This window comes from Bacillus sp. SM2101 (assembly GCF_018588585.1).
Lineage (GTDB): Bacteria > Bacillota > Bacilli > Bacillales > SM2101 > Nanhaiella > Nanhaiella sioensis.
Genome location: NZ_JAEUFG010000001.1, coordinates 82317 through 105636, shown reverse-complemented (window position 1 = coordinate 105636; position 23320 = coordinate 82317). Strand labels below are relative to the sequence as shown.

Here is a 23320-nt window from a genome sequence, read left to right as displayed (position 1 = left end):
ATACGTTAACAATTTCAACTATTAACATTGTCTGAGGAGGACGAGACATATGGAAAGAGAAATTAAGATATTAGTTGTTGATGATGAAGAACGAATTCGACGACTATTAAGGATGTATTTGGAGCGTGAAGATTACGTAATTGAAGAAGCAGACAACGGTAATGATGGTTTACTTAAAGCTCTTGAAAATGACTATGACCTCATTCTTTTAGATTTAATGATGCCTGGTAAGGATGGCATTGAAGTATGTAGAGAGCTTAGAGAAAAAAAGGCGACACCTACAATTATGCTAACTGCAAAAGGTGAAGAAGTAAATCGTGTCCAAGGGTTTGAAGTTGGGACAGATGATTATATCGTTAAACCATTTAGCCCGAGAGAGGTTGTACTTCGAGTCAAAGCATTGTTAAGAAGGTCTTCACCGACTTCTTATTTACAAACTGAAACAACTACAAAAGATGTAATTGTATTCCCTCATTTATCAATTGATAATGATGCACATCGTGTATCTGCGGATGGGAAAGAGGTCAGTCTTACACCTAAGGAGTATGAGCTTCTTTATTTTCTTGCCAAGGCTCCTGATAAAGTGTTTGATAGAGAGCAATTATTAAAAGAAGTTTGGCACTATGAGTTTTTTGGTGACTTACGTACTGTTGATACACACGTAAAACGTCTACGTGAAAAACTGAATCGTGTTTCTGAAGAAGCAGCAAAAATGATCGTAACTGTTTGGGGTGTGGGTTACAAGTTTGAGGTAACCAATGAATGAAACTTTGGCGAAGTGTAGTAGGGAAATTATGGTTTACCATTTTGCTATTAGTTTCATTCGTATTATCAATTCTAACCGTCCTTTTACTCCAGTTTTTTGAAAATTATCATGTCAATGAGGCAAAGAATGATTTAACAAAAACAGCGACCAAAATAGCCTCGATCATGGAAGAATATGATGATAAACAATTAGCACGGAATATTTCATGGGAATTAATTGATGAGATGACGAAAGTCATTATTGTATATGATAAAGATAATTATTGGTATTCACCTGATAGTAATGTACTAGAAAACCTACCAATATCATCGATCTTTAATGATAAACAACTAGCCAGGGTGTTTACGAACAGGGAAGTAATAAGCGAAAAGAAATACTTACATGAAATCACAGCTCCAGTTGATAAAAACAGCCAATTGTTTTTAGTTGCTGCACCTTTAAAAGTTTCTAACGAAGAAAATGGCGCAGTAATTATATATCAGTCATTAAGGGCTGTTGAAGAGACATCACATCAAACAACTAAACTAATACTTTTAGCTGCGGGAGTCGCAATTGTATTAACGACCATATTTGCTTTTTTCTTGTCAACTAGAATAACTTCTCCACTGCTTAAAATGAGAGAAGCAGCGTTCGAAGTGGCAAAGGGGAAATTTGATACGAAGGTACCGATTTTGACAAATGATGAAATTGGTGATTTAGCTACTGCTTTTAATCAAATGGAGCGACAATTAAAGTATAATATGAACGCGTTAAGTCAAGAAAAAGAGCAGTTATCTAGTATTTTAAGCAGTATGGTTGATGGTGTAATTACTTTTAATAAAGATGGCTCGATCTTAGTTTCAAACCCACCTTCTGAGCAATTTTTGCAAGCATGGTATTACGAGCAAGGCAATTTAGAGAAGCCAACAGAAGAGCTACCATCAGAGGTTCGAGAATTGTTTAAACAAGTTGTTTCTTTTGAGAAAGAACAGACGATAGAAATCACATTACAAGGTAGGAATTGGGTTATCGTTATGAGCCCGTTATATGATAATAAATTTGTCAGAGGAGCTGTCGCAGTACTTCGAGATATGACTGAGGAACGAAGGTTAGACAAGCTACGAGAAGATTTTATTGCGAATGTGTCCCATGAATTAAGAACACCAATTTCTATGTTACAAGGATATAGTGAAGCGATCATTGATGATATTGCTAGTAGCGATCAAGAAAAGAAAGATATTGCAAAAGTAATATATGATGAATCTTTACGTATGGGTAGGCTAGTGAATGAGCTATTGGATTTAGCTAGAATGGAAGCTGGTCACTTAAATTTGCATTTAGAAGAGATAGATATTCAACCTTACATTCAAAGAATAATTCGCAAATTTCATGGGTTGGCACAGGATAAGTTAATTACCTTGGACGTGCAAATTAACGTAGTACATAAAACAATTATGTTTGATCCTGATAGGATTGAACAAGTATTAACTAATCTGATTGATAATGCAATACGTTATACTGATGAGCAGGGAACTGTTGTTGTAAAAGTTGATTCTATAAAAGATGGTTTGAAAATTGACGTCAAAGACTCTGGTTCAGGAATTCCTGAGGAGGACTTACCATTTGTCTTTGAACGCTTCTATAAAGCAGATAAAGCTCGAACGCGTGGACGTTCAGGTACTGGACTGGGCTTAGCAATTGCTAAGAATTTGATAGAGGCGCACAATGGAAATATCTTCGTTCATAGTAAAATTGATGAAGGAACTACATTTTCATTCTTTATACCACAATAATAAAATGGACGATTGTGCCATGTTAAGTAATTGATAAGCAGTCAAATTATTCTTGTCAATATATTAATAATCGGGTATTATGAAAAAGAATTTTTAAAAGGGCTCATTTCGTATATGGTGTTACTATTGTTAGTAAATATGCTAGAAATGGATTTATGGCAATTAGTTTTATCCTAAACGTCTTTGCATGAATAACAATAATCAATGCGTAAACAGCCTAAAAATGAATAGTGCTAGGTGTCTTTTCTATTATACTACATAGGAAATAAAGGGAATGTTAAAACATTCTCATAAAGACTTAAAAGGGAATTCTAGTGTGAATCTAGAACTGCCCCCGCAACTGTATTTGTGGACGAAATGATATTACCACTGTATGGAATAATAATATTATACATATTTATTGTTAGCCATATGGGAAGGATCAAAGTAGGATGAAGCATGAGTCAGTAGACCTGCCAAGCACTATATACGTTTTCAATTCTTCGGGGATTGAGTATTGAGACGGTCGAGTAGTGTATTTTTTAGTAACAATACATTTATGATGCCGTCTAACAGCTCATCCAATTCGGATGGGCTTATTTCTATTTAGGCTTATTTCGTTAACATTGTTGTTACCTGAACAACAGAGGATTATAATCATTCTCATCGTTGTATAGAAGAAAAGACAACACGTAACTCTAGTTGTCCTAATACGAAAAACAACAATGAATACGAAAACTGCCATATTAAAAAAGAAGGAGAAAAAAAGATGTTAAACATTAAAAAGTACTTCCCTACTGTCTTTATCGTTATTTTATCATTCATTTTATTAGTAGGTTGTGGTCAAACAGAGGTTAAAAATAATGAAGCTTCTACAAATGTAGAACAGGAAACTAAAGTTGATGATAAAGCAGAGTCTAGCTTTCCAGTAACAATTACGGATGGATTAGGTAATGACGTGACAATAGAAGAAGAGCCACAAGCAATAGTGTCGTTAATACCAAGTAATACAGAAATAGCTTTTGCGTTAGGTTTAGGTGATAAAATGGTTGGTGTAGGTGATTGGGCTGATTATCCACCAGAAGTAGCCGATATAGCAAGGGTTGGTGGAACAGAATTTAATGTTGAAAAGGTGATTTCATTAAACCCAGACGTCGTTCTTGCCCATGCCTCAAGTGCGCATAGCTCTACTGAAGGTCTTCAACAACTACGAGATGCTGGTATAAACGTGGTCGTTGTTAACAATGCAACATCATTTAAAGCAGTTTATGACTCTATTAAAATGATAAGTGTTGTCACTGGAACAGAAGAAAATGCAGACAAGATCATAAGTGATATGACAGAAAAATTGAATCTGATTAAAGAGAAGTCAGCAGAAATTAAAGAAGCTGATCAAAAGGTAGTTTGGATAGAAATATCCCAAGCTCCAGATCTATTTACGACGGGAAAAGGTACCTTCATGCACGAAATGCTTGAAGCAATTGGAGCAATAAATGCAGCAGGCGATCAAGAAGGTTGGCCACAATTTACAGAGGAAGATGCGGTATTGCTTAAGCCAGATGTTATTGTTATTACATATGGGTATTATGTCGATAATGCAGTTGATCAAGTATTAGCGCGTGATGCATGGCAAGAAGTACCAGCTGTAAAAAACAAACTGGTTTTTGATATTAACTCTAATTTAGTAACACGTTCTGGTCCACGTTTAATTGAAGGAGTAGAAGAACTTGCAAAAGCTGTCTATCCTGACATTTATCAATAAAAACCGTTCTCTACCATATATTATTACTGTATGTTTTGTTATATTTTCAATTTTGTTAGGGGTTTCGATAGGGACGTTATCGATCCCCTTTTCTACTATTTTAAACGTGATCTTTTATAGTGTTTTTCATTTAGGATCAATAGAGACGATTGATACAACAGTAGTAAATATTATAATGGCGATTCGCTTACCCCGAGTGATTCTAGCTTTTATAGTCGGATCTTCTCTAGCGATTGCAGGGGCTGCATTTCAAGGGTTGTTAAAAAACCCATTAGCAGACCCTTATACACTTGGAGTATCTTCTGGAGCATCAGTTGGAGCAGTAATTGTGCTTTTTTTTGGTATACATATCCCTTTTATAGGGAAATTTACTTTACCTATATTTAGTATTTCTTTTGCGTTTCAGTCCCTCATACTCGTATTAGTGTTTGCCAGAGCAGTTGAGAAATCCATGTCTGTGGAAACGATTATTTTAACTGGGATTATATTTAGCTCATTTTTAGGGTCTATTATTTCTTTAATGATTGCACTTACGGGTGAAGAATTAAGACAGATCATTAACTGGTTATTAGGTAGTGTAGCGATGAGGGGTTGGGATTATATTAAAATTATTCTACCTTTTTACATGGTAGGCATTGTATTACTACTCGGTAATGGAAGAGAGTTAAATGCATTTTCATTTGGTGAAGAGTCAGCTAAAGTTTTAGGGGTTAATGTGGCAAAACGAAAAATGACCATTTTGGCAGCTTCTTCATTATTAACAGGTGCAGCTGTTGCTGTGTCAGGAACAATCGGTTTTGTAGGTTTAGTTATTCCTCACATAACAAGGCTTCTATGGGGTGCGAACCATGTTCGTCTATTACCATTATCAATGCTTAATGGGGGGGCATTTTTAGTTATTGCTGATTTAATCGCTAGAACAATTATTACTCCACGTGAACTACCAATAGGAGTCATTACTGCCTTAATTGGTGCACCTGTGTTTGCTTATATTTTTATATCGAATCGAAGAGGATGATATTGTCATGATTAATGTAACGGAAGCTAGTTATCATTATAATCAAAAAAAGGTGCTGGATGATATTAACTTCACTGTTAAAAAAGGAGAAATTATAGGTATAGTTGGGCCTAATGGCAGTGGTAAAACAACATTATTAAAATTAATTAGTGGAATGTTACATGCTATTACAGGTGATATAAGGATAAAAGGCCAGTCGATAACAAAATATGAGCAAAAAAAACTAGCGAAAATCATTGCTGTTTTACCTCAAACAATTGAAGCTTCATTTAATTATTCCGTTCAGGAAACAGTTAAATTAGGCCGATATGCTCACCAAACAGGGTTATTTCCTCAGTGGACCGATGAAGATGAGAACGTTGTAAAAAAGTCAATTCAACTAACTGGTTTAACAGGGATGGAGGAAATGAGCTTAGCGACTCTAAGTGGTGGAGAGCGTCAAAGAGTGTTCTTGTCCCGTGCATTAGCACAAGAGCCTGAAATACTCATGTTGGATGAGCCGACTAATCATCTAGATATATCGTATCAAATACATTTGCTAGATTCTTTATCACAATGGTCTAAGACATCAGACTTAACTGTCATTGCTATTTTTCACGACCTGAATCTAGCAAGTTTTTATTGTGATAAAATTCTGCTGCTTAATAATGGAAAAATGATTGCAATGGACGCACCTAATAAAGTATTGAATGAAAAAGATTTAACGAACGTATACCGAACACAATTAACAGTAGGTGAGCACTCTACAGTACCGAAAACACTAATATCACTCGTCCCTAAATTACCTACTTTACCGCAAGAAAATGGGTTAATGTCACAAATATCAATGCACTTAACTAAAGAAATGATTGTTATTCAGACTAAACAACCATTTAAAACACTCTCTTCTTCAATAATTGGTGATGGAATCGGTTGGAAAAGCACCTTTGTAAACCGTCACGTCCACAAAAATTATAATTGTAATAGTCCAAGACAAGATATGACGTCATTTCTTCAAAGCCATAGTATGAATAGTCCTGATTGTATCGGTATGATGACTGCAGCAACATTAGAAGATGTAGCTACGGAAGCGCTTAATGTTAACAATCTTAGCATATTTACAGTCATAACCGCAGGTACCTCAAATGCAGTTGATGTGAGTAGAGCAATGCATAGGGAAGAAGAAGTGGTTTATCCAGGGACGATTAATATGATGATTTTTGTTGATGGAAGACTTACGGAAGCCGCATTTGTACAAGCAATAATGATAGCTACTGAAGCAAAGACAAAAGCGCTCCATGATGAACATATAATAGACCCATTGTCAGCAACTATAGCAAGTGGAACCTCGACAGATAGTATTGTCATTGCAGCATCTCAGACGAAAGAGCTTATAGAATATGCAGGATCTATTACTCAAGTGGGTAAAGCGATAGGGCATACTGTGTATGAAGCGACAAGGAAAGCTATTCAAAATAATAAAACAAGAAGAAGTGGTCATGAATGATAGAGCATATCTGTGCAATTATTATTGCTCTCGGTTTAGATTTTGTAATAGGAGATCCAAAGTGGCTTCCCCATCCAGTTAGAGGTTTTGGCTGGATGATTAGGAAGTGTGATCATGCGTTTAATGAAGGTAAATTTAGAAAAAGCAAAGGGGTAATAACAGTCATAGTTGTTTGTGGTTTTGCAACAGTCATTTCTGCGGCAGTTATATTTTACCTATATTCGTTACATTGGGTCATTGGCATGCTTGTTGAGGCACTTTTTATCTTCACAACAATTGCAACGAAAAGTTTAAAGGAAGCCGCCGTTGAAGTTAAGCTACCTTTAGTTGATAAAAATCTAGGTTTAGCTCGAGAGAAATTAAGCTGGATTGTTGGAAGAGATACGATTCATCTTGAAGAATCAGAAATTGTTCGTGGGGTCGTAGAGACTGTAGCTGAAAATACGAGTGATGGAATTACAGCCCCTTTATTTTTCGCAATACTTGGAGGTGGCCCTTTAGCTGTAATGTATCGAGCAGCAAATACGTGTGACTCAATGCTTGGCTATAAAAATGAAACCTATCGAGAATTTGGTTGGGCGGCAGCGAAATTTGATGATTTATTAAATTTTGTGCCTAGTCGAATTTCTGGAATATTAATGGTTGTTGCTAATGTAGCATTGGCAAAGCAATCATTAAAGGAATGTATGAAACTCTTATTTCGTGATGCTAGCAAACATCCCAGTCCTAACAGTGGTTGGCTAGAAGCGGCGATGGCTTCGATATTAAGTGTTCAGTTAGGAGGAATTAACTATTATAAGGGTGTTGCATCAAATAGAGCGACAATGGGTGAACCCATCGTTACACTGACTGTAAAGCATATAGATAAGGCAAATCAAGTGATGATCAGAACTGTTATTGCGTGTACTATTTTCTATGTTCTAGGAGGGATGTTCATTGAGAGTACCATCACATGGCGCTAACCCTAACAAACTGTACGAGGCATTTAATATCGTACCTCCAAAAAGCATAATAGATTTTAGTGTTAACACTAATCCTTTAGGAGCTCCTATCGCCTTAAAAAATGAATTCAACAAGAGCTTCCACTTTGTCACTGAATACCCAGATATTGAGTCAACTGAACTATATTCGGCTATTTCCCACAGTGAGAATATTCCAGCTTCAAAACTATTTGTCGGGAACGGTGGATCCCAATGTATTTATTTATTATCCCAACTGTTTGCTGGAAAGAAGGTAGGATTACTAGAGCCAACTTTTTCAGAATATCGAACTGCTTGTACCGCTTATTCATGTCAAATTCAATCGATTCTATTAAATGAATTTAATAACTGGCAACCTCAAATTAAGCGTCTTAAAGCTCTCATAAGAGAAGTTGATGTGATGTTTCTTTGCAATCCGAATAATCCTACAGGTACTGTAATAGATGAGGCTATACTACTCGACATTATTGATTATGCAAGGATACATCATACAACAGTCATTTTCGATGAGGCGTTTTACGATTTTTGTGAAACTTCAATTTCAATGATCAAGTATATCAACGAATACAGTCATATTATTATTTTACGCTCACTGACTAAAATGTACCATTTAGCAGGGATCCGATTAGGTTATGTGGTTGCATGTGAAAATATAATAGAACGTTTAAAGACGCTACAGCCACCATGGAGTGTAAACGGGGTCGCTCAACATTTAGGTGTGTTATGCATAAGTGATAAAGCTCATGTTACTAAGACAAAACAATTGGTTGATGAAGAGAGAAGGAGAGTATTCCAACACCTAGCACAGCTTCATTATTATGTTTCTCCTTCGACTGTAAATTATTATTTACTGAAAGACCCCGTATATAATAATCAACAAGATCTGCTAATCTATTTATTGAGGCAAGGGATTGTACCTAGACACACGTATAACTTTTCAGGGCTTGATGGTATGTATATAAGATTAGCTATACGGACAACAGAAGAGAACGACTTTCTGCTTGAAGTTTTAAAGAGGTGGAAGAACAAATGATGATATTTGTCTCTGGGGGTGTGAGAAGCGGTAAAAGCAGTTTTGCTGAACAAGTAGTTGAAGAATTAGCTGATGATTCAGAACAAGTTCATTATATTGCTACGTCAAAAGCTGTGGATGCAGAAATGATTGAACGAATTAGCAGACATAAACAAGATCGAATAGCTTTAAACCGCGATTGGATACTTTGGGAACAACCATACGATATAAAAAAGCTTATTTCTAATTTTTCAAGTAGCAATCTTATTTTAATTGACTGTTTGACGATTTTAGTAGCAAATGAATTGTTTAGAGAAGGGTATAATTGGACGAGTGAAGAATATGGTAAGAAATTAATACAACAGCTTTTAAGCACGTTCTATATGTTAAATGAAAAATGTAAACATATTGTCATTGTATCCAATGAATTATTTTCAAGTGGGGTAGCTTCAGATAAGGGGTCCTATATGTATATGTATGTGCTTGGTAATCTTCACCAAGCAATCGTTCAAGCGTGTGACGAAGCTTATTTTGTTCAATTTGGCATTCCTCAATTAATGAAGAGTAAAAATGAGATGAGGGAATTACGTTGAGAATCATCAATGGCTTTTTATTAGCAATTCAATTTTTTACGACTATTCCTTTTCAAAAAAACATACAATGGGATTCAAAAAGTGGAAGATGGTGTGTCCGATTTATTCCCCTTATTGGTCTTATTTTAGGTGTTTTACTAGCAAGTATACATACGTTATTCCTTAATTACTTTCCGATATCAAACGCGATGATAGCATTATTTCTTATGTTTTTCTCAGTTTTATTTTCTGGTGGACTACATGTTGATGGATGGATGGATTGTAGTGATGCATTTTTTTCGTATAAAGATAAAGATCGTAGACTAGAGATCATGAGTGACGCTAGAGTTGGTGCTTTTGCTGTGATCTCATTGTTATTCTTATTCGGCTTTCGTTATTTATTCATCTTTGAATCTATGGGTTCCTCTATCATAACTATCGCTTTACTAGTTATACCCATCTTATCTAGAACGTTTATGGTGTATTTGCTTGTTACAACACCACTTGCAAAACACGAAGGAATGGCGGCTGCATTTAAAAAGCATCTAACATCAGCTGATAAGTATTTTGTTTATGCTACTGTTATCTTGGTTTTAGTACTACTATACTTCTTCACTCATTTAACCTCATTGCTATTTACAGTAATATTAATGCTCGCATCTTTCTTTCTTTTTTTTAGAGGAAGAGCTTTTATTGTGAAGCATTTTGGGGGCATGACAGGAGATACATTAGGTGCCTTTGTTGAAGGGACAGAAACGGTGTTATGGCTCATTTGTTGGCTTTATGCTTCTTACTACATATTATAATCGAATGAGGGGGAAGTACAATGCATTTTGTATGTGGAGGTGCCTTCCAAGGAAAACGGAAATGGGTAGTGGAAACATATCAGTTACTAAATAAAGAAAGCTGTTACTGGATATGTGGATATGATGACGAGGCAAGTGAAATAAAAAAAGGTTTTTCGATCGTAGTTATCGAAGGAGTAGAAGCGCTAATAAAAAAATCCATCGATCATTGTGTAGATCATCAGCTGCGTAGTTTATGGCAGGAGAAAATTACTCAATGGTTAGATTGGGAGAATGAGTCTGAAGAAAATCTAGTTATCCTTATCGGTACAGATATTACTCAAGGTCTTGTGCCAATTGAAAAAACAGAACGTCTATGGCGAGATATTGTAGGTTGGTGTTATCAAGATATTGTGCAACAATCTATTAGAGTTGATAGAATTTGGTGTGGTATAAGTGAAAGAATAAAATAAAGAGGAGTAGATTACTTTGAAGCTATATACACGATCAGGTGATAAAGGACAAACAAGTATAATTGGTGGTAGAGTGGATAAAGATCATATTAGAGTAGAAGCATACGGAACAGTAGATGAGTTGAATTCCTTTGTCGGACAAGCTATGACTTTACTTAAGGAAGAAACATTCGCTGATATATATAGTGAGTTAGAGAAAATTCAGCACGAACTGTTTGATTGTGGTGGAGATTTAGCTGTAATTAACAATAAGCGGGCTTATAAGGTACAGTATGACATTGTTGAATTTTTGGAGACTCGAATTGATGAATATATTAAGGAGGCCCCTGCACTAGAAAGGTTCATATTACCAGGAGGGTCAGCACCATCTGCAGCCATTCATATTGCTAGAACAGTTGCCCGGAGAGCTGAACGAAAGATTGTGACGTTACAAAAGCAAGATGAAATCAATGATAATGTTTTAAAATATATTAATCGACTCTCTGATTATTTTTTTGCAATTGCACGTGTAATTAATGCTCGTGACGGAGTGAAAGATGTAGAGTATGAACGAAGCGCGATTGTTTTTAAAGAAAGAAAGATAAGGGATGTAAAGAAAGAAGATAAATAGCAAATACCATTAAAGGAAGAATTTACTTCAAAAATTCTTCCTTTTTGTTAAAATGATTAGTGTAGTTATCAAAGACAGGTATTTTTAATAATTGTAATATAATTTGGTTGTAACTTTTTAAGTGAAAGTTACGTCAAATACATTGAAACGGGGGGAAAGAGATGAACACCGTTTTCCAGAACTTCTATGAGAAATATCATCAAGATATTTTTCAATTTTTGTTTTATATGGTGCGTAACAAGGAACAAGCTGAAGACCTTGTTCAAGAGGTTTATATAAAAGTGTTGAAATCATCGGACCAATTTGAAGGAAACAGTAGTGAAAAAACTTGGTTGTTTTCAATTGCAAGACATGTTGCTATCGATTATTTTCGTAAACAAAAGGGCTGGAAGCAAAAGATTATAGACTCTTTTGATTGGCATAAACAACCAGTAAGAGATCAAACACCTCTTCCGGAAGAAATTGCAGTTCAAAATGAGGAGATTCAGCTGATGTACAAGTGCCTTGACAAATGTACTGTCGATCAGCGACTTGTGATTGTCATGAGGTACTTGCAGTCGTTATCTATCTCCGAAACCGCAGGGGCGTTAAATTGGACAGAGAGTAAAGTGAAAACAACTCAACATCGTGCGCTAAAAGTGTTAAAACGATATATGTTGGAGTATGCAGATAAGGAGGGTAACATACATGAAAAAATCACAGTTGAATGAAGAACGGATTGAAGAAATACTTAGGAAGATGCCTTCAATTAAGGACGATCGTGATCCGTTATCCATATATAACCAAGTATCCTCATCTGTAAATAAAAAAAGGAAGGTAATCTGGATTTTACCTAGCTTTGCAACAGCTGCTGCTATGATTATTGTTTTTATACTGCTGCAACCAATAATGAATGACTTTAATAATCAGGCTACCGAGGAGAGCACTGATAAATCTTTAGCAAATGAACAAATACAAGAAGCTACTACTGGAGAACTTCGAGATAGCGTGTCTGAGGCGAAGAAATCAGGAGAAGTAAAAAGTGATGAAGAGGCAAGTGAAAAATCGATAGCGAATGAAACTAATATCATTTCGCCAAAGGTTGAAAATAGTCGTTTTGTAGTGACTGAAGAGCAATTAAATGATAAAACACTCGTTACCTTTGCCATTCCTGATAAGAATATGCAAAATGTTATTCCAATTAGTTATTTAAGTGATACTACGAATCGATCAAGTATTGAATTAATGGAAAGTATGAAATTACAATTACCAGTTGAAGAGTGGGGGTTATCAGAGTTTGCTCTTAACGACTACTCTATAATTGAAGTGAATGATGATAATGAAGTAGGAAAAACGATTATTGTTGATATTCCACAACTAGATCAAGTACAAGATACGGGAACGTCTGAAGAAACTATATTAAGCAAAAGTGTCTCTGAAACATTTAGATGGATGGGTATCGAATCCGCTAAATTCATGTCAGAGGGGCAAGATGTTGAATTTGGTCATACAGATATGGGAGCTGTCAGCGAGATTAAGAAGGTAAACAAGAAAGCATATCTTCTATACCAAGCAAATGAACAATACCCGACATTTTTAACTCCTACTGAAGAATCGTTTAGTAGCTTAAAAGAAGCATTGATAAGTATGACTGTAGTGAATAAGCAGTATAATCTTAAACCTTCTATACCTGAAGGTGTAGAAATTGTAGCTGTTGAGTCTAGTGGTGATGGAACTCATGTTAATATTGAATTTTCAAAAACAACGGCACTAAGTGATTCCGAGCAGTATAGAATAATGATTGATGCAATCATGTTAACTGCACGTGAATTTGATATTCAAACTGTTTCATTTCCTGGAGCAAATATTTCTTCAATAGGTAATGTAGAATTGTTAGCAAAAAATCGAGTACCAGTGGCACCTAATTTAATGGATTTAGACGATTGAGGGATGTTTTTTCATCTCTCTTTTTGTTCTATTTTTGTCCAAGTCCTCATATATAAGATAACGATATATTAATGGGGAGGCTAACAAAAATGTTAGATTTTTTTAGACGCTTATTCGTTGTCTTAATGATAGCTTTCTGTATAGGGTTATTATTTGTAGGAGGGAGAATTGCAAAAGCTGAAGGGTTGTCAATAGAAGAACTTACAAAAAATTGGGTTTGGCCTGCTGAAGGTGAGCTAACAGATAATTTTACTGCTCGGAATGGCAGACATAAAGGTTTAGATATATCTGGCCAAAGTGGGAGTCCTATTATGGCTGCTGCTAGTGGTACTGTTCTGAAATCATATTATTCTAATACATATGGAAATGTTGTGTTTATTAAACATAATAACGGTATTGAGACCGTTTATGCACATATGAAAAATCGTTATGTTGTTGAAGGAGAAGAAGTGAAAATTGGGCAACAGATAGGCGAACTTGGAAGTACAGGTCGTTCAACAGGCCCACATTTACATTTTGAAATACACGTCGGAGAATGGAATTATGCTAAGACAAATGCAATTGACCCCTTATCTGTATTAAAATCTCCTCAACAACAAAATAAGAGGCTGTCTAATGAAGCAATAGCTAGTAATTATAAGCGGTTAATAACCGAAATGGAATTTAATAATGAAATCATTGAATGGCAAACAATTGATGTTGAAAATGGTGAGCGGTCTTCTGAAATAATTATTGGAAACCAGCTACTAAATTATGAAGATGTGCCTAAACCTGATAAGAAGATTACTGTGAAAGTTGAAGAAAATGATTCTCTTTGGAAAATTGCTTTAGAACATGAAGTTGCGATTAATTCTATTAAACAATGGAATAATTTACAATCGGATATCATTCATGTTGGCCAAGAGATCGTACTATATCCTAATAGTGAAGAAGTGTATATTGTAAAAGAGGGCGATTCCTTACCAGCAATAGCAGCTAAGTTAAATGTGACAGTTGACGAAATTAAGAAGTCAAATCAACTTACGAAGGATGTCATTTATCCATCCCAAGTGTTAGTCGTTTCAGGAAGATAACGGTTTATATCCTAAGACTGTTTTAGTATGGAAAAATAAAAAGGAATCTTTTTTCCTCGTTAAGTTAATGGTGCATTATATCTCTCAAAGTCGTTAAAATATATTGACAACAGCAACAAAGTTTTCGCAATGCGTTTATACTAATAATGTTATTGTTGTCCCGCGCTCATTGACAGGATATAATGAGAAAAAACATGCGGGAGGAACAGTCACATGCTTACAGATTATCATAATCATTTAGAAAAAGGTACATTAACGATCGATTATTTAAAGCAATTTACGGATGAAGCAGCTAAGAAAAAGATTGAACATTTTGGTATTTCAGAGCACGCTTATCACTTCTATCAAACAAAAGATATTTTGAGTAATCCTTGGGTTGATGAGCGCCGTTATTATGATATGGATGATTATGTTAAGCTATTTCATGATGCGTGGAATGATGGAATTGATGTGAAAATGTCTATTGAAATGGATTATACACCTAACAAGCATAAAGAAATGGAAGCTTTTATACAAAGCTATGATTTTGACTACGTAATTGGTTCGATTCATTGGGTAGGTGATTTCGGTATTGATTTGGCTGAATATCGCAAAGAATGGGACAGAAGAGATTTATATGATACATACCGAAAATACTTTGATCAAGTTGTGACGTTAGCACAGTCAAATTTATTTGATATCGTCGGTCATTTAGACTTAGTAAAAATTTTCAAATACGTACCTACTGATGAAGAGTTTCTACTTGAACAATATGATCGTGCTACATCGGCTTTAGCCAATTCTAAAACATGTGTGGAAATTAGTACAGCGGGTCTTCGTAAGCCTGTTGGGGAATTATATCCTGACCCACGCTTATTAACTATGTGTTTTGATAAAAAAATTCCAATTGTACTTTCATCGGACGCTCATGTACCTGAAGATGTTGGGCGAGATTTTGATCAGGCTATCAAATTAGCAAGAGATGTTGGATATAAAACACTTACAACCTTTCAAAAAGGTCAGCGAAAAGAAGTACCACTAGGCGATTAATCGTTGTTGCGATAACGTGTTTCACGAGTGAGATCAGGTCCTCAAAAAAAGAAGGAGCGTATGCTCCTTCTATCATCTATAACATTACAGATCTATTTTTCTTATAGAAACGATATCATCAAGAGTAGCTAGTGTAGCTATCATTTCTTCATCAAGCGGTTTATCAAATGATAGCATCATTATCGCTTCTCCACCAACCTCTTTTCTACCAACTTGCATAGTTGCAATATTGATTTCAAGGTCACCTAATATTTTACCAACTCTACCAATGACACCTGGTTTGTCTGTGTGTTGTATATATACTAGATTTCCAACAGGATGAAAATCGATTACAAAACGATTTAAGCTAACGATCCTTGGACCGTAATCTTTTATATTCGTACCTTTAATTTCAAATGACTTATCTTCACCATGAACGGTTACAGTTATACTATTTGAGTAACCATTTGTATCAGAAATCAGCTTTTCACCAACAGTAATACTCCGTTCTTTAGCAATCATTGACGCATTAACTTCGTTAACAGTGGAATCAACTCTTGGTTTGAAAAATCCAGATAATAAACTTTTAGTAATAAAATCTGTTTCTAAGTCTGCAACACTACCTGAATAGGCAACTGAAATTTCTTTTACAGGCTCATGCATACATTGCGATAATATCGTTCCCATTTTTTTCGCCAATTCATAAAAAGGTTTAATTTTGTCAAATACGTCTTTTGAAAGTGTTGGTAGATTAATAGAAGATGATACAGGTTGTCCTTGTAAATATTGAACAACTTCTTTTGCAACTTGAGCTGCTACGTTCAATTGTGCCTCTTTCGTTGAAGCACCTAAGTGTGGAGTTGTTATTACTTGCTCTAGTTGTATTAGCTGAGGGTTGGTCGGTGGTTCGACCTCATAAACATCAAGTGCAGCACCTGCTACATGGCCATCTTTTATAAATTGTACAAGGTCGTTTTCATTAATGATTCCGCCTCTCGCACAATTAATAAGGTACACACCTTTCTTTGTTTTAGACAAATTTTCTGTATTAAGGAGATCCTTGGTTTCCTTTGTTAGAGGCGTATGCACTGTTATAATATCAGCTGTTCGTAATAATTCGTCGAGAGAAGATGATATAACACCCATTTTTTCGGCACGTGCCTTCGTTAAAAACGGATCAAATACTTGAACTGTCATTCCAAAAGCTTTCGCTCGTTTAGCGAGTTCACTCCCTATTCGACCTAAACCAACGATTCCTAGATTTTTACCGTACAATTCAGTTCCAACATAAGAGGATCGATTCCACTCCCCAGATTTGACTGTTGCATTTGCTTGAGGGATATGCCTCATTAATGATGCCATCATAGCAAATGTATGCTCAGCAGTAGAAATAGTATTACCATCTGGAGCATTAATAACAACGACACCATGTTTTGTTGCAGCATCTATATCAATATTGTCTACTCCAACACCTGCACGGGCAACGATTTTTAAGTTGTCCATTTTTGCTAATAGGTCGTTCGTAACCTGTGTACCACTTCGAACTAACAATCCATCAAATTCATGTAATTCATTTTCAACTTCACTAGCTTTCTTTTGAACAATCTCCACATCATTTGACTGCAATAATGGGGCTAATCCCTCTTCACTCATTTTGTCGGAAACAAGAATGCGATACATGTAAGAATCCTCCTAAAGTTCTGGAATGTGTATAAATTTCTGATAATTTACCATAATAAAGTACCCATGTCAATGGAATAAGAAATAGTCAAAAAATTGAAAGCGTTTTATTAAACAAAGCTTTATTTTCACATGTAAGGAACTAATATAGAGTACACATAGAGCTTTTTATAATACGTAGATTTATTACTAAACTGAAATGTTTGAATTAAAGATTTTATGATTCACAAATAAGGTCATATGAGGTATAATAATTGGTGTATAAAAAATTTAATAGGTCTATCTTCGGGGCTGGGTGAAATTCCCGACCGGCGGTGATGAGTGATTTTTTTAACATATTCAAGCTCTAAGCCCGCGAGCTATTCATAATAGCAGGATCTGGTGTGATTCCAGAGCCGACAGTATAGTCTGGATGGGAGAAGATGGAGGTTCTAGCTACGTCTTAAGGTTGTCCATACCTTTTTGTAAGCTTTATTTGTTATGTGATCAAAAAGGAACTGGCAAGTATCAAGAATACCCTTAAGTGCAGCTTATTAAGTATACCTTTCATTCAAAACCCTCATGCCTCTTGCATGGGGGTTTATTGTTGGTATCGAAAAGAACCTTTCCGCTTTTCGTGGGGTGGACTGAAAGACGAAAAGGAGAGAGGAACATGGGAAGACAGAACAACGTTAGAAAATTAGTTACAGTAGGGGTGTTAAGCAGTATATCATTTATTTTAATGATGCTTGATTTCCCACTGCCAGGAATACCACCGTATTTGAAAATCGATTTTAGTGAAGTGCCAGCTTTAATTGCAGCCATCGTTTTTGGGCCAGCAGCAGGAATTACTGTAGAGGCAATTAAAAATATTTTACATTATTTCTTTATGAGTAGCGCAGTAGGTGTACCTGTAGGGCAAGCAGCTAATTTTATTGCGGGATTATTGTTCATTTTACCCGTTTCATATATATACCGAAAATATAACTCAAAAACTGGTTTAACATTTGGATTAATTGTAGGAACGATTGTAATGACGTTAATGATGGCGGTTTTAAATATGTTTATTATTTTACCAGCATATACGATGTTTTTAGGTTACCCTGCCATGTCCAATTTAGAAACAATGAAATTAATTGCTGTTGCATTCATGCCATTTAACTTGATTAAAGGAGGAGTTATAACGATCGTATTTTTACTCCTTTTCACAAGAATGCGTACTTGGTTAGAACAACAGCAAAGAGCATTGCATAATGCATAAGTAAAAAGCCCTCTGACTTGTCAGAGGGCTTTTTATTATGCTATTCAAATTTTAATGCATCGCCATCAAATGCTTCGTCTGCAACTTTGATTGAATCTGTAGGGCATCCTTCAAGTGCATCCATCATATCATCTAATAGAACATCAGGAATTTCAACAATTCCTTGATTATCGTCTAATGTTACGAATGCAATACCTTCATCATCATAATCATAAATATCAGGTGCAGCTGCTCCACATGCACCACATGCGATACATGTTTCTTTGTCAACAATTGTGTACTTTGCCATCAAAATACCTCCCAAAGTTATCTATTAATAAATTAGTTCCTCATAAAATGGAAATGAGTTGCTCATTCCTATTGTAAAACTGTTTTAAAAACTTTTCAATAGAAAAGTCATTGAGAATACTTATCATATAAGGCTTTCTAGCTTGTTAAATAAAAGTCATAATCAGTAATGAAGACGTTTTTTATAGAGGTTTGACGAGAATAGTTCACATTACTTCTTCAATATTTGCTAAAATAAATATATCTATTCATTTTGAGTTTATTTATCTTAAGGTGATCATATGAAAACTCTCAATTATTTTTCTGTAGTAGTTTTATACTGTCTTAAGAAATTGAAAGGTGAGCGATCTGTTGCTGCCGTGCACCATCTATTAAAAGGCAAAAAATCGTCACAAACAATTCATGATGGTAAGCTATACCAATTATCAAATTTGTTTTCGGTCTTACCGGATCATTCCATACACGAAGTTACAAAAGCTGTTCATTTATTAAAAGAACAAAATTACATTAGAGAAATTGAGAACGATCATTATGTCGCAACAATAGCTGGTGAAAAAATAGTTGCACAATATTTATTGGAAAGTCCATTTCCGGAAAAGCTTGACGGTTGGAAGTATAACAATGTGGCTAGTCATTTTTGGAAAAGACTAACCTTAATTGTTCAGGTGCTCTCAAATATTTCTTATAAAAATCAGCAATATACACCTATTCAGACGAACGAAAGTGTTCAAAAATGGGTCAAGGATTTTTTCAACCACTTTCAAGGAAACAAATTAGTGCTGATAAATAATATAGTTAATGAATTAGAGCTATTACTTTCCATGTTGTCAGAAAAAGAAGCGAACCTTTTTGTTCTTAGGCTATCAAGTTTTGACCGCATAGGCCTGACATATAAACAACTATCAACAATGTATCGTGAAGATGAAACGTATATTGTTCTTACTTTTCAAGCTATATTACACGAAATGGTTAATTTAGTTGAACAAAACAAAACTCAAGTGCCTATTTTAGCTAAGATGATTGTTGATATTAACTTTCCATATCCACTAACAGTTTCTGCTCGGAAAACGCTAGCTTTAATTAACAACGGGAAATCAATAGATCAAATTTCTAAAATAAGGGATTTAAAAGAGAGCACAATTGAGGATCATATTGTTGAGATTGCCCATAACATTGAAAATTTTAGTATAGAACCGTTTATTAATACAAATAAGGTAGCACTCATTCAAGCCCAAATAAGGGAGTTGCAAACGAATCAATTAAAGCTTATTAAACAGGCATTAAATTCAACCTTTTCATATTTTGAAATTCGTCTTGTTTTAGCTAAAAGTGGTGGAGTAAATGAAGTTGGAAACACAATTAAATAACCGATTTGGATATCAAACATTTCGAACAGGTCAAAGGGAAATCATTGAGGATATATTAGCTGGAAATGATGTTGTAGGGATGCTGCCAACGGGTGGGGGGAAATCAATCTGTTACCAATTACCAGGTTATATGTTGAGTGGCAGTATTATAATCATCTCACCATTAGTATCTCTAATGGAAGACCAAGTTCAACAGCTTAGGATGAATGGTGAAAAAAAAGTAATCGCACTAAATAGTTTTTTACGAACGGGTGCTAAACGCCTTGCTATTAGAGATATAGCTAGTTTTCGCTTTATTTATATTTCTCCGGAAATGCTGCAATTACCTCATATAATTTCAGCGCTAAAGAACATCAATATTTCACTATTTGTTGTAGATGAAGCCCATTGTATATCACAATGGGGACATGATTTTCGTCCAGATTATTCTAAGCTAGGTGAAATAAAAGAATTGTTAGGAAATCCAACTTGCCTGGCATTAACTGCAACAGCAACAAACGAGGTAATTACAGATATTAAAAGATCTTTAAACTTACATGATGCGAATATGCATATTTATTCTGTAGACCGCCCAAACATCGCTTTATTAGTTGAAAAAGTTAATACCATTGAAGAAAAAATCGACAAGCTCCTACATTTCATTCGTTCTCTGAAGGGACCAGGAATCATTTATTTTTCTAGTAGAAATTGGACTGAAATAATAGCAGAAAGATTATTAAACGAAGGAATAACTGATGTCGCTTATTATCATGGTGGTATGGACCAAGAACAGCGTATGTTAATACAACAACAGTTTCTCCACGATCAATTACATGTTATTTGTTGTACGAGTGCATTTGGTATGGGTGTTAACAAACCTAATATCAGGTTTGTGATTCACTTCCATTTTCCAAGCCAATTTGAATCTTATGTTCAAGAAATAGGTCGTGCGGGGCGTGATGGTAAAAATAGTATTGCAATTCTACTTCATACCGTTGGTGATGACAAATTACAAAGAAACATTATCGAACATGAGTTTCCGACAGTTAAGCAGGTTGGCAAAGTAGTTGATTACTTAGATCAGACAGGGAAGATAAGTAGCGTTGCCACTTTTAATAAACAACATGATATAAACATCATAGACAAATATCATTTGACAGAAGTACAGTGGCGATTATTAAAGCATCTAATCATGCAGCTTCCAAAGTTGATGAATAGTCATGTCGATAAGGGTGAAATCGTCCGTGTAATTTATGAAGAAGTACAAAGAAGAATTGAAGAGAAATACTCGAAGTTACATAAAATGCTGGAATGGATTGAATGTAACGATTGCCGAAGAGAACATTTACTGGCATATTTTTGCGAGAAGCTAGAAAAGAAACCCCCTAGTTGCTGTGATAATTGCTCATTTCAAATAAACAATTTTTATCAAAAATCTGAGGTTACAAAGCCTAAACCATTTCATTGGAGGAATGAGCTAAATCGAATGTTTAAAGTGAGTGAAAATAAATGATAAATAATAGGCAACAACGTTTATTACAAAATATGGACGATCGTGAAATTTTATTTCATTTGTATGCAACACAAACATTAATGATTGTGGCCGCAATTATTTTTGGTTTTTTTCTATTTCCAGATTTCAAATCATTCAAAGAACTATGGAACTTATTCGATTTCCGAATCATTTTATATGGTGGTGGAATAGCGTTATTTGTAATTATAACTGACTTGCTATTTATGAAATATTTACCAAATGAGCTAATTGATGATGGTGGACTAAATGAAAAAATTTTTCAGCATCGAAGTATACCGCATATATTCTTTTTAACTATCGTCATTGCCTTCTCAGAAGAGCTATTATTTAGAGGTGTTATACAAACTCATTTTGGCATTGTAGTTGCTAGTGTAATATTTGCGCTTTTACACTTTCGGTATCTTCAAAAGTGGGTTCTATTCACTTCAGTTATATTTTTAAGCTTTTTATTAGGATATATGTTTTTAAAGACAAATAACTTATTTGTCACAACCTTTGCACATTTTTTAATAGATTTTATATTAGCCGTTAGATTGCGACTAAATTATATAAGTAGCAAAAGACATAGTAAGAGGTGACAGGTATGTCTAATCAGAATGAAAAGTTGCATGATCAAGCTGAAGAATTAAGGGACAGGATTGCAAATGCTGAAGAGGAAAGTTTAGAAAAATCAGTGTTGCCTCCGAGAAGTCAGGTACATAAAGCAACAAAAAAGAAAACGAAATTTCGAATTAAATACCCGATTATTCGTTTATTAGCTCTGTTTTTTATCTTATTGCCCATTGTAATCCTTAGTATTGCATACCGACACGCTAATAATACTATAGATACAAATAGTAAGGGTCCTGTGAAAGTGAATATCCAATCCCCTAACAGAGAGAATGTGGAAGACGAAGAAACCTTTCAGCAACCTAATCCAATAGAAAGTGAAAGTGTTGAAGAAGACACCAACACTAATCATGCATCTAGCGAAACGAATATAGAAAATGGGGTCGAACAAGAGACCGAAATAATAGATAGTAATTCTTACATCATACATTATGTAAAAAATGACGAAACGTTATTTAGCATTTCAATGAAATATTTTAATAGTCAATCTGGAATTGAGATCATTAAACTAGCAAATAATATACAAGGAAATAGTATATTTACAGGGCAGAAACTTCTTATACCTACGAGACAGAACGAAAGCAAATAAGTGTGCTTTCGTTTTTCTTTGACGCGTTTTTCACTTTTTAACTGAGTGAAACGGTAAATAATGTTTAGTTCCATTGAATATTTCTCTTTGGGCTCATGTAAGCATAGCTACTTACAGAAGAAAGTGCATATTAACACGCTTACTAGTCAGGAAGGTAAGGTTTATTGCCTCTTTGGTTTGTCTAGCTATTCTGAGCCTTTTAAGTAGCTCGTTTCAAACCATAAAGGATAAAGCGCCTTTATGATTTGAAACTCCGGCATGTTAATATAGTAATGGCATAATACGTTGTCCAAGTTAATAGAATAGGAGTATAGTAAGCTGGGGGTGGTTATGATTGAGGAGAAAATAAAGCAATTACATACAAATACAGATCAAGTTACAAAACAATTGCTTCAGCATCTCGTTGATAGAAAACGTAAATTTGAACTTCTGAAACAAAGAGTGAAGCTACTACAGTATACTTTACTATTTCTGTGCATCATATTCTTTCTATATATTTTATTTTTCATTGTACAGCCATTTTATTATTCTACGAGTAGGATCATGTCTACCTTCTTAGGAGATGAAATTCATTTATTCGTATTGCTCACCATATTTTCCGTGTATGGTACAATTCTTTATTATAAAAAGAAGGTTGACAAAGCTGAGAAGGAATTTCATGATTTACGTTGTGAAGTGATAAGAAAGAGTATTGAACTATGGCCACAACCTATTAAATGGCATGAAAGGGAGCGAGTTTTTGATTTAATGCAGACAGAATATGATATAAATTTATACCATGAAAGTAAATAGCTAATGAGTTAAAGTCATTA

General features: G+C 34.9%; 23 protein-coding genes and 2 riboswitches. Of the genes, 21 read left to right on the top strand and 2 right to left on the bottom strand.

The annotated features are described in order from the left end of the window. Positions 1-49 precede the first annotated feature (49 nt). The 15 genes from JM172_RS00560 (at position 50) to JM172_RS00490 (ending at position 15243) form a co-directional block, all read left to right on the top strand. Positions 50-766 carry a response regulator gene (locus JM172_RS00560; protein WP_214480097.1) on the top strand — a complete coding sequence of 239 codons (717 nt, stop codon included), beginning with the start codon at positions 50-52 and terminating at the stop codon, positions 764-766. Continuing rightward, entirely contained in the window at positions 763-2538 is a 1776-nt protein-coding gene (locus JM172_RS00555; protein ID WP_214480096.1) for an ATP-binding protein, read from the top strand. The genes JM172_RS00560 and JM172_RS00555 overlap by 4 nt, the downstream gene beginning before the upstream one ends. A 220-nt stretch (positions 2539-2758) precedes the next feature. Beyond that, positions 2759-3012, top strand: a riboswitch (cobalamin riboswitch). 283 nt (positions 3013-3295) lie between these two features. Beyond that, positions 3296-4279, top strand: a complete 984-nt coding sequence (locus JM172_RS00550; protein WP_214480428.1) for an ABC transporter substrate-binding protein — start codon at positions 3296-3298, stop codon at positions 4277-4279. Beyond that, on the top strand, positions 4245-5297 hold the full coding sequence (locus tag JM172_RS00545) for a FecCD family ABC transporter permease (protein ID WP_214480095.1): 1053 nt from the start codon (positions 4245-4247) through the stop codon (positions 5295-5297). The genes JM172_RS00550 and JM172_RS00545 overlap by 35 nt, the downstream gene beginning before the upstream one ends. A gap of 7 nt (positions 5298-5304) precedes the next feature. Next, positions 5305-6783: an adenosylcobinamide amidohydrolase gene (locus JM172_RS00540; protein ID WP_214480094.1), complete on the top strand. Its 1479-nt coding sequence runs from the start codon at positions 5305-5307 to the stop codon at positions 6781-6783. Beyond that, the gene (gene cbiB, locus JM172_RS00535) at positions 6783-7745 is read left to right on the top strand and encodes an adenosylcobinamide-phosphate synthase CbiB (protein WP_214480427.1); all 963 of its coding nucleotides are present in this window, start codon (positions 6783-6785) and stop codon (positions 7743-7745) included. Before JM172_RS00540 ends, cbiB begins: the two co-directional genes overlap by 1 nt. Further along, positions 7720-8796 (top strand): threonine-phosphate decarboxylase CobD, encoded by a 1077-nt coding sequence (gene cobD / locus JM172_RS00530; protein ID WP_214480093.1) that lies wholly within the window; start codon positions 7720-7722, stop codon positions 8794-8796. Before cbiB ends, cobD begins: the two co-directional genes overlap by 26 nt. Beyond that, the gene (locus JM172_RS00525; RefSeq protein ID WP_214480092.1) at positions 8793-9368 is read left to right on the top strand and encodes a bifunctional adenosylcobinamide kinase/adenosylcobinamide-phosphate guanylyltransferase; all 576 of its coding nucleotides are present in this window, start codon (positions 8793-8795) and stop codon (positions 9366-9368) included. The genes cobD and JM172_RS00525 overlap by 4 nt, the downstream gene beginning before the upstream one ends. Next, on the top strand, positions 9365-10153 hold the full coding sequence (cobS, locus tag JM172_RS00520) for an adenosylcobinamide-GDP ribazoletransferase (RefSeq protein WP_214480091.1): 789 nt from the start codon (positions 9365-9367) through the stop codon (positions 10151-10153). Before JM172_RS00525 ends, cobS begins: the two co-directional genes overlap by 4 nt. Positions 10154-10173: 20 nt before the next feature. Then, a complete protein-coding gene (locus tag JM172_RS00515) occupies positions 10174-10605 on the top strand; it encodes a bifunctional adenosylcobinamide kinase/adenosylcobinamide-phosphate guanylyltransferase (RefSeq protein ID WP_214480090.1) in 432 nt (143 codons plus the stop codon). Between the two features lie 16 nt (positions 10606-10621). Further along, complete coding sequence (locus JM172_RS00510; RefSeq protein ID WP_214480089.1) at positions 10622-11215, top strand: cob(I)yrinic acid a,c-diamide adenosyltransferase; 594 nt, start codon at positions 10622-10624, stop codon at positions 11213-11215. Positions 11216-11376: 161 nt separating this feature from the next. Then, complete coding sequence (gene sigX, locus JM172_RS00505; protein WP_214480088.1) at positions 11377-11925, top strand: RNA polymerase sigma factor SigX; 549 nt, start codon at positions 11377-11379, stop codon at positions 11923-11925. Then, positions 11903-13141: a GerMN domain-containing protein gene (locus JM172_RS00500; protein WP_214480087.1), complete on the top strand. Its 1239-nt coding sequence runs from the start codon at positions 11903-11905 to the stop codon at positions 13139-13141. The genes sigX and JM172_RS00500 overlap by 23 nt, the downstream gene beginning before the upstream one ends. An 89-nt stretch (positions 13142-13230) precedes the next feature. After that, positions 13231-14214: a peptidoglycan DD-metalloendopeptidase family protein gene (locus tag JM172_RS00495; protein ID WP_214480086.1), complete on the top strand. Its 984-nt coding sequence runs from the start codon at positions 13231-13233 to the stop codon at positions 14212-14214. 213 nt (positions 14215-14427) lie between these two features. Next, the gene (locus JM172_RS00490) at positions 14428-15243 is read left to right on the top strand and encodes a histidinol-phosphatase (protein ID WP_214480085.1); all 816 of its coding nucleotides are present in this window, start codon (positions 14428-14430) and stop codon (positions 15241-15243) included. Positions 15244-15327: 84 nt separating this feature from the next. On the opposite strand, the gene serA is transcribed toward JM172_RS00490, so the two are convergent. After that, positions 15328-16902, bottom strand: a complete 1575-nt coding sequence (serA, locus tag JM172_RS00485) for a phosphoglycerate dehydrogenase (protein ID WP_214480084.1) — start codon at positions 16900-16902, stop codon at positions 15328-15330. Positions 16903-17179: 277 nt separating this feature from the next. Beyond that, positions 17180-17330, top strand: a riboswitch (FMN riboswitch). 224 nt (positions 17331-17554) lie between these two features. Here serA and JM172_RS00480 point away from each other — a divergent pair. After that, complete coding sequence (locus tag JM172_RS00480; protein WP_214480083.1) at positions 17555-18142, top strand: ECF transporter S component; 588 nt, start codon at positions 17555-17557, stop codon at positions 18140-18142. 40 nt (positions 18143-18182) lie between these two features. On the opposite strand, the gene JM172_RS00475 is transcribed toward JM172_RS00480, so the two are convergent. Continuing rightward, positions 18183-18431 (bottom strand): ferredoxin, encoded by a 249-nt coding sequence (locus JM172_RS00475; protein WP_214480082.1) that lies wholly within the window; start codon positions 18429-18431, stop codon positions 18183-18185. Between the two features lie 280 nt (positions 18432-18711). Between JM172_RS00475 and JM172_RS00470 the strand changes: the two genes are divergently transcribed. The 5 genes from JM172_RS00470 to JM172_RS00450 all read left to right on the top strand — a co-directional run bounded on the left by JM172_RS00470 (position 18712) and on the right by JM172_RS00450 (position 23300). Continuing rightward, positions 18712-19797: a YpbB family protein gene (locus JM172_RS00470; RefSeq protein ID WP_214480081.1), complete on the top strand. Its 1086-nt coding sequence runs from the start codon at positions 18712-18714 to the stop codon at positions 19795-19797. Beyond that, complete coding sequence (locus tag JM172_RS00465) at positions 19772-21289, top strand: RecQ family ATP-dependent DNA helicase (protein WP_214480080.1); 1518 nt, start codon at positions 19772-19774, stop codon at positions 21287-21289. The genes JM172_RS00470 and JM172_RS00465 overlap by 26 nt, the downstream gene beginning before the upstream one ends. Next, positions 21286-21888: a CPBP family intramembrane glutamic endopeptidase gene (locus tag JM172_RS00460; RefSeq protein WP_214480079.1), complete on the top strand. Its 603-nt coding sequence runs from the start codon at positions 21286-21288 to the stop codon at positions 21886-21888. The genes JM172_RS00465 and JM172_RS00460 overlap by 4 nt, the downstream gene beginning before the upstream one ends. Positions 21889-21893: 5 nt before the next feature. Next, on the top strand, positions 21894-22508 hold the full coding sequence (locus JM172_RS00455; RefSeq protein ID WP_214480078.1) for a LysM peptidoglycan-binding domain-containing protein: 615 nt from the start codon (positions 21894-21896) through the stop codon (positions 22506-22508). A gap of 330 nt (positions 22509-22838) precedes the next feature. Next, positions 22839-23300 (top strand): YpbF family protein, encoded by a 462-nt coding sequence (locus tag JM172_RS00450; protein WP_214480077.1) that lies wholly within the window; start codon positions 22839-22841, stop codon positions 23298-23300. The last annotated feature ends 20 nt before the right edge of the window (positions 23301-23320 follow it).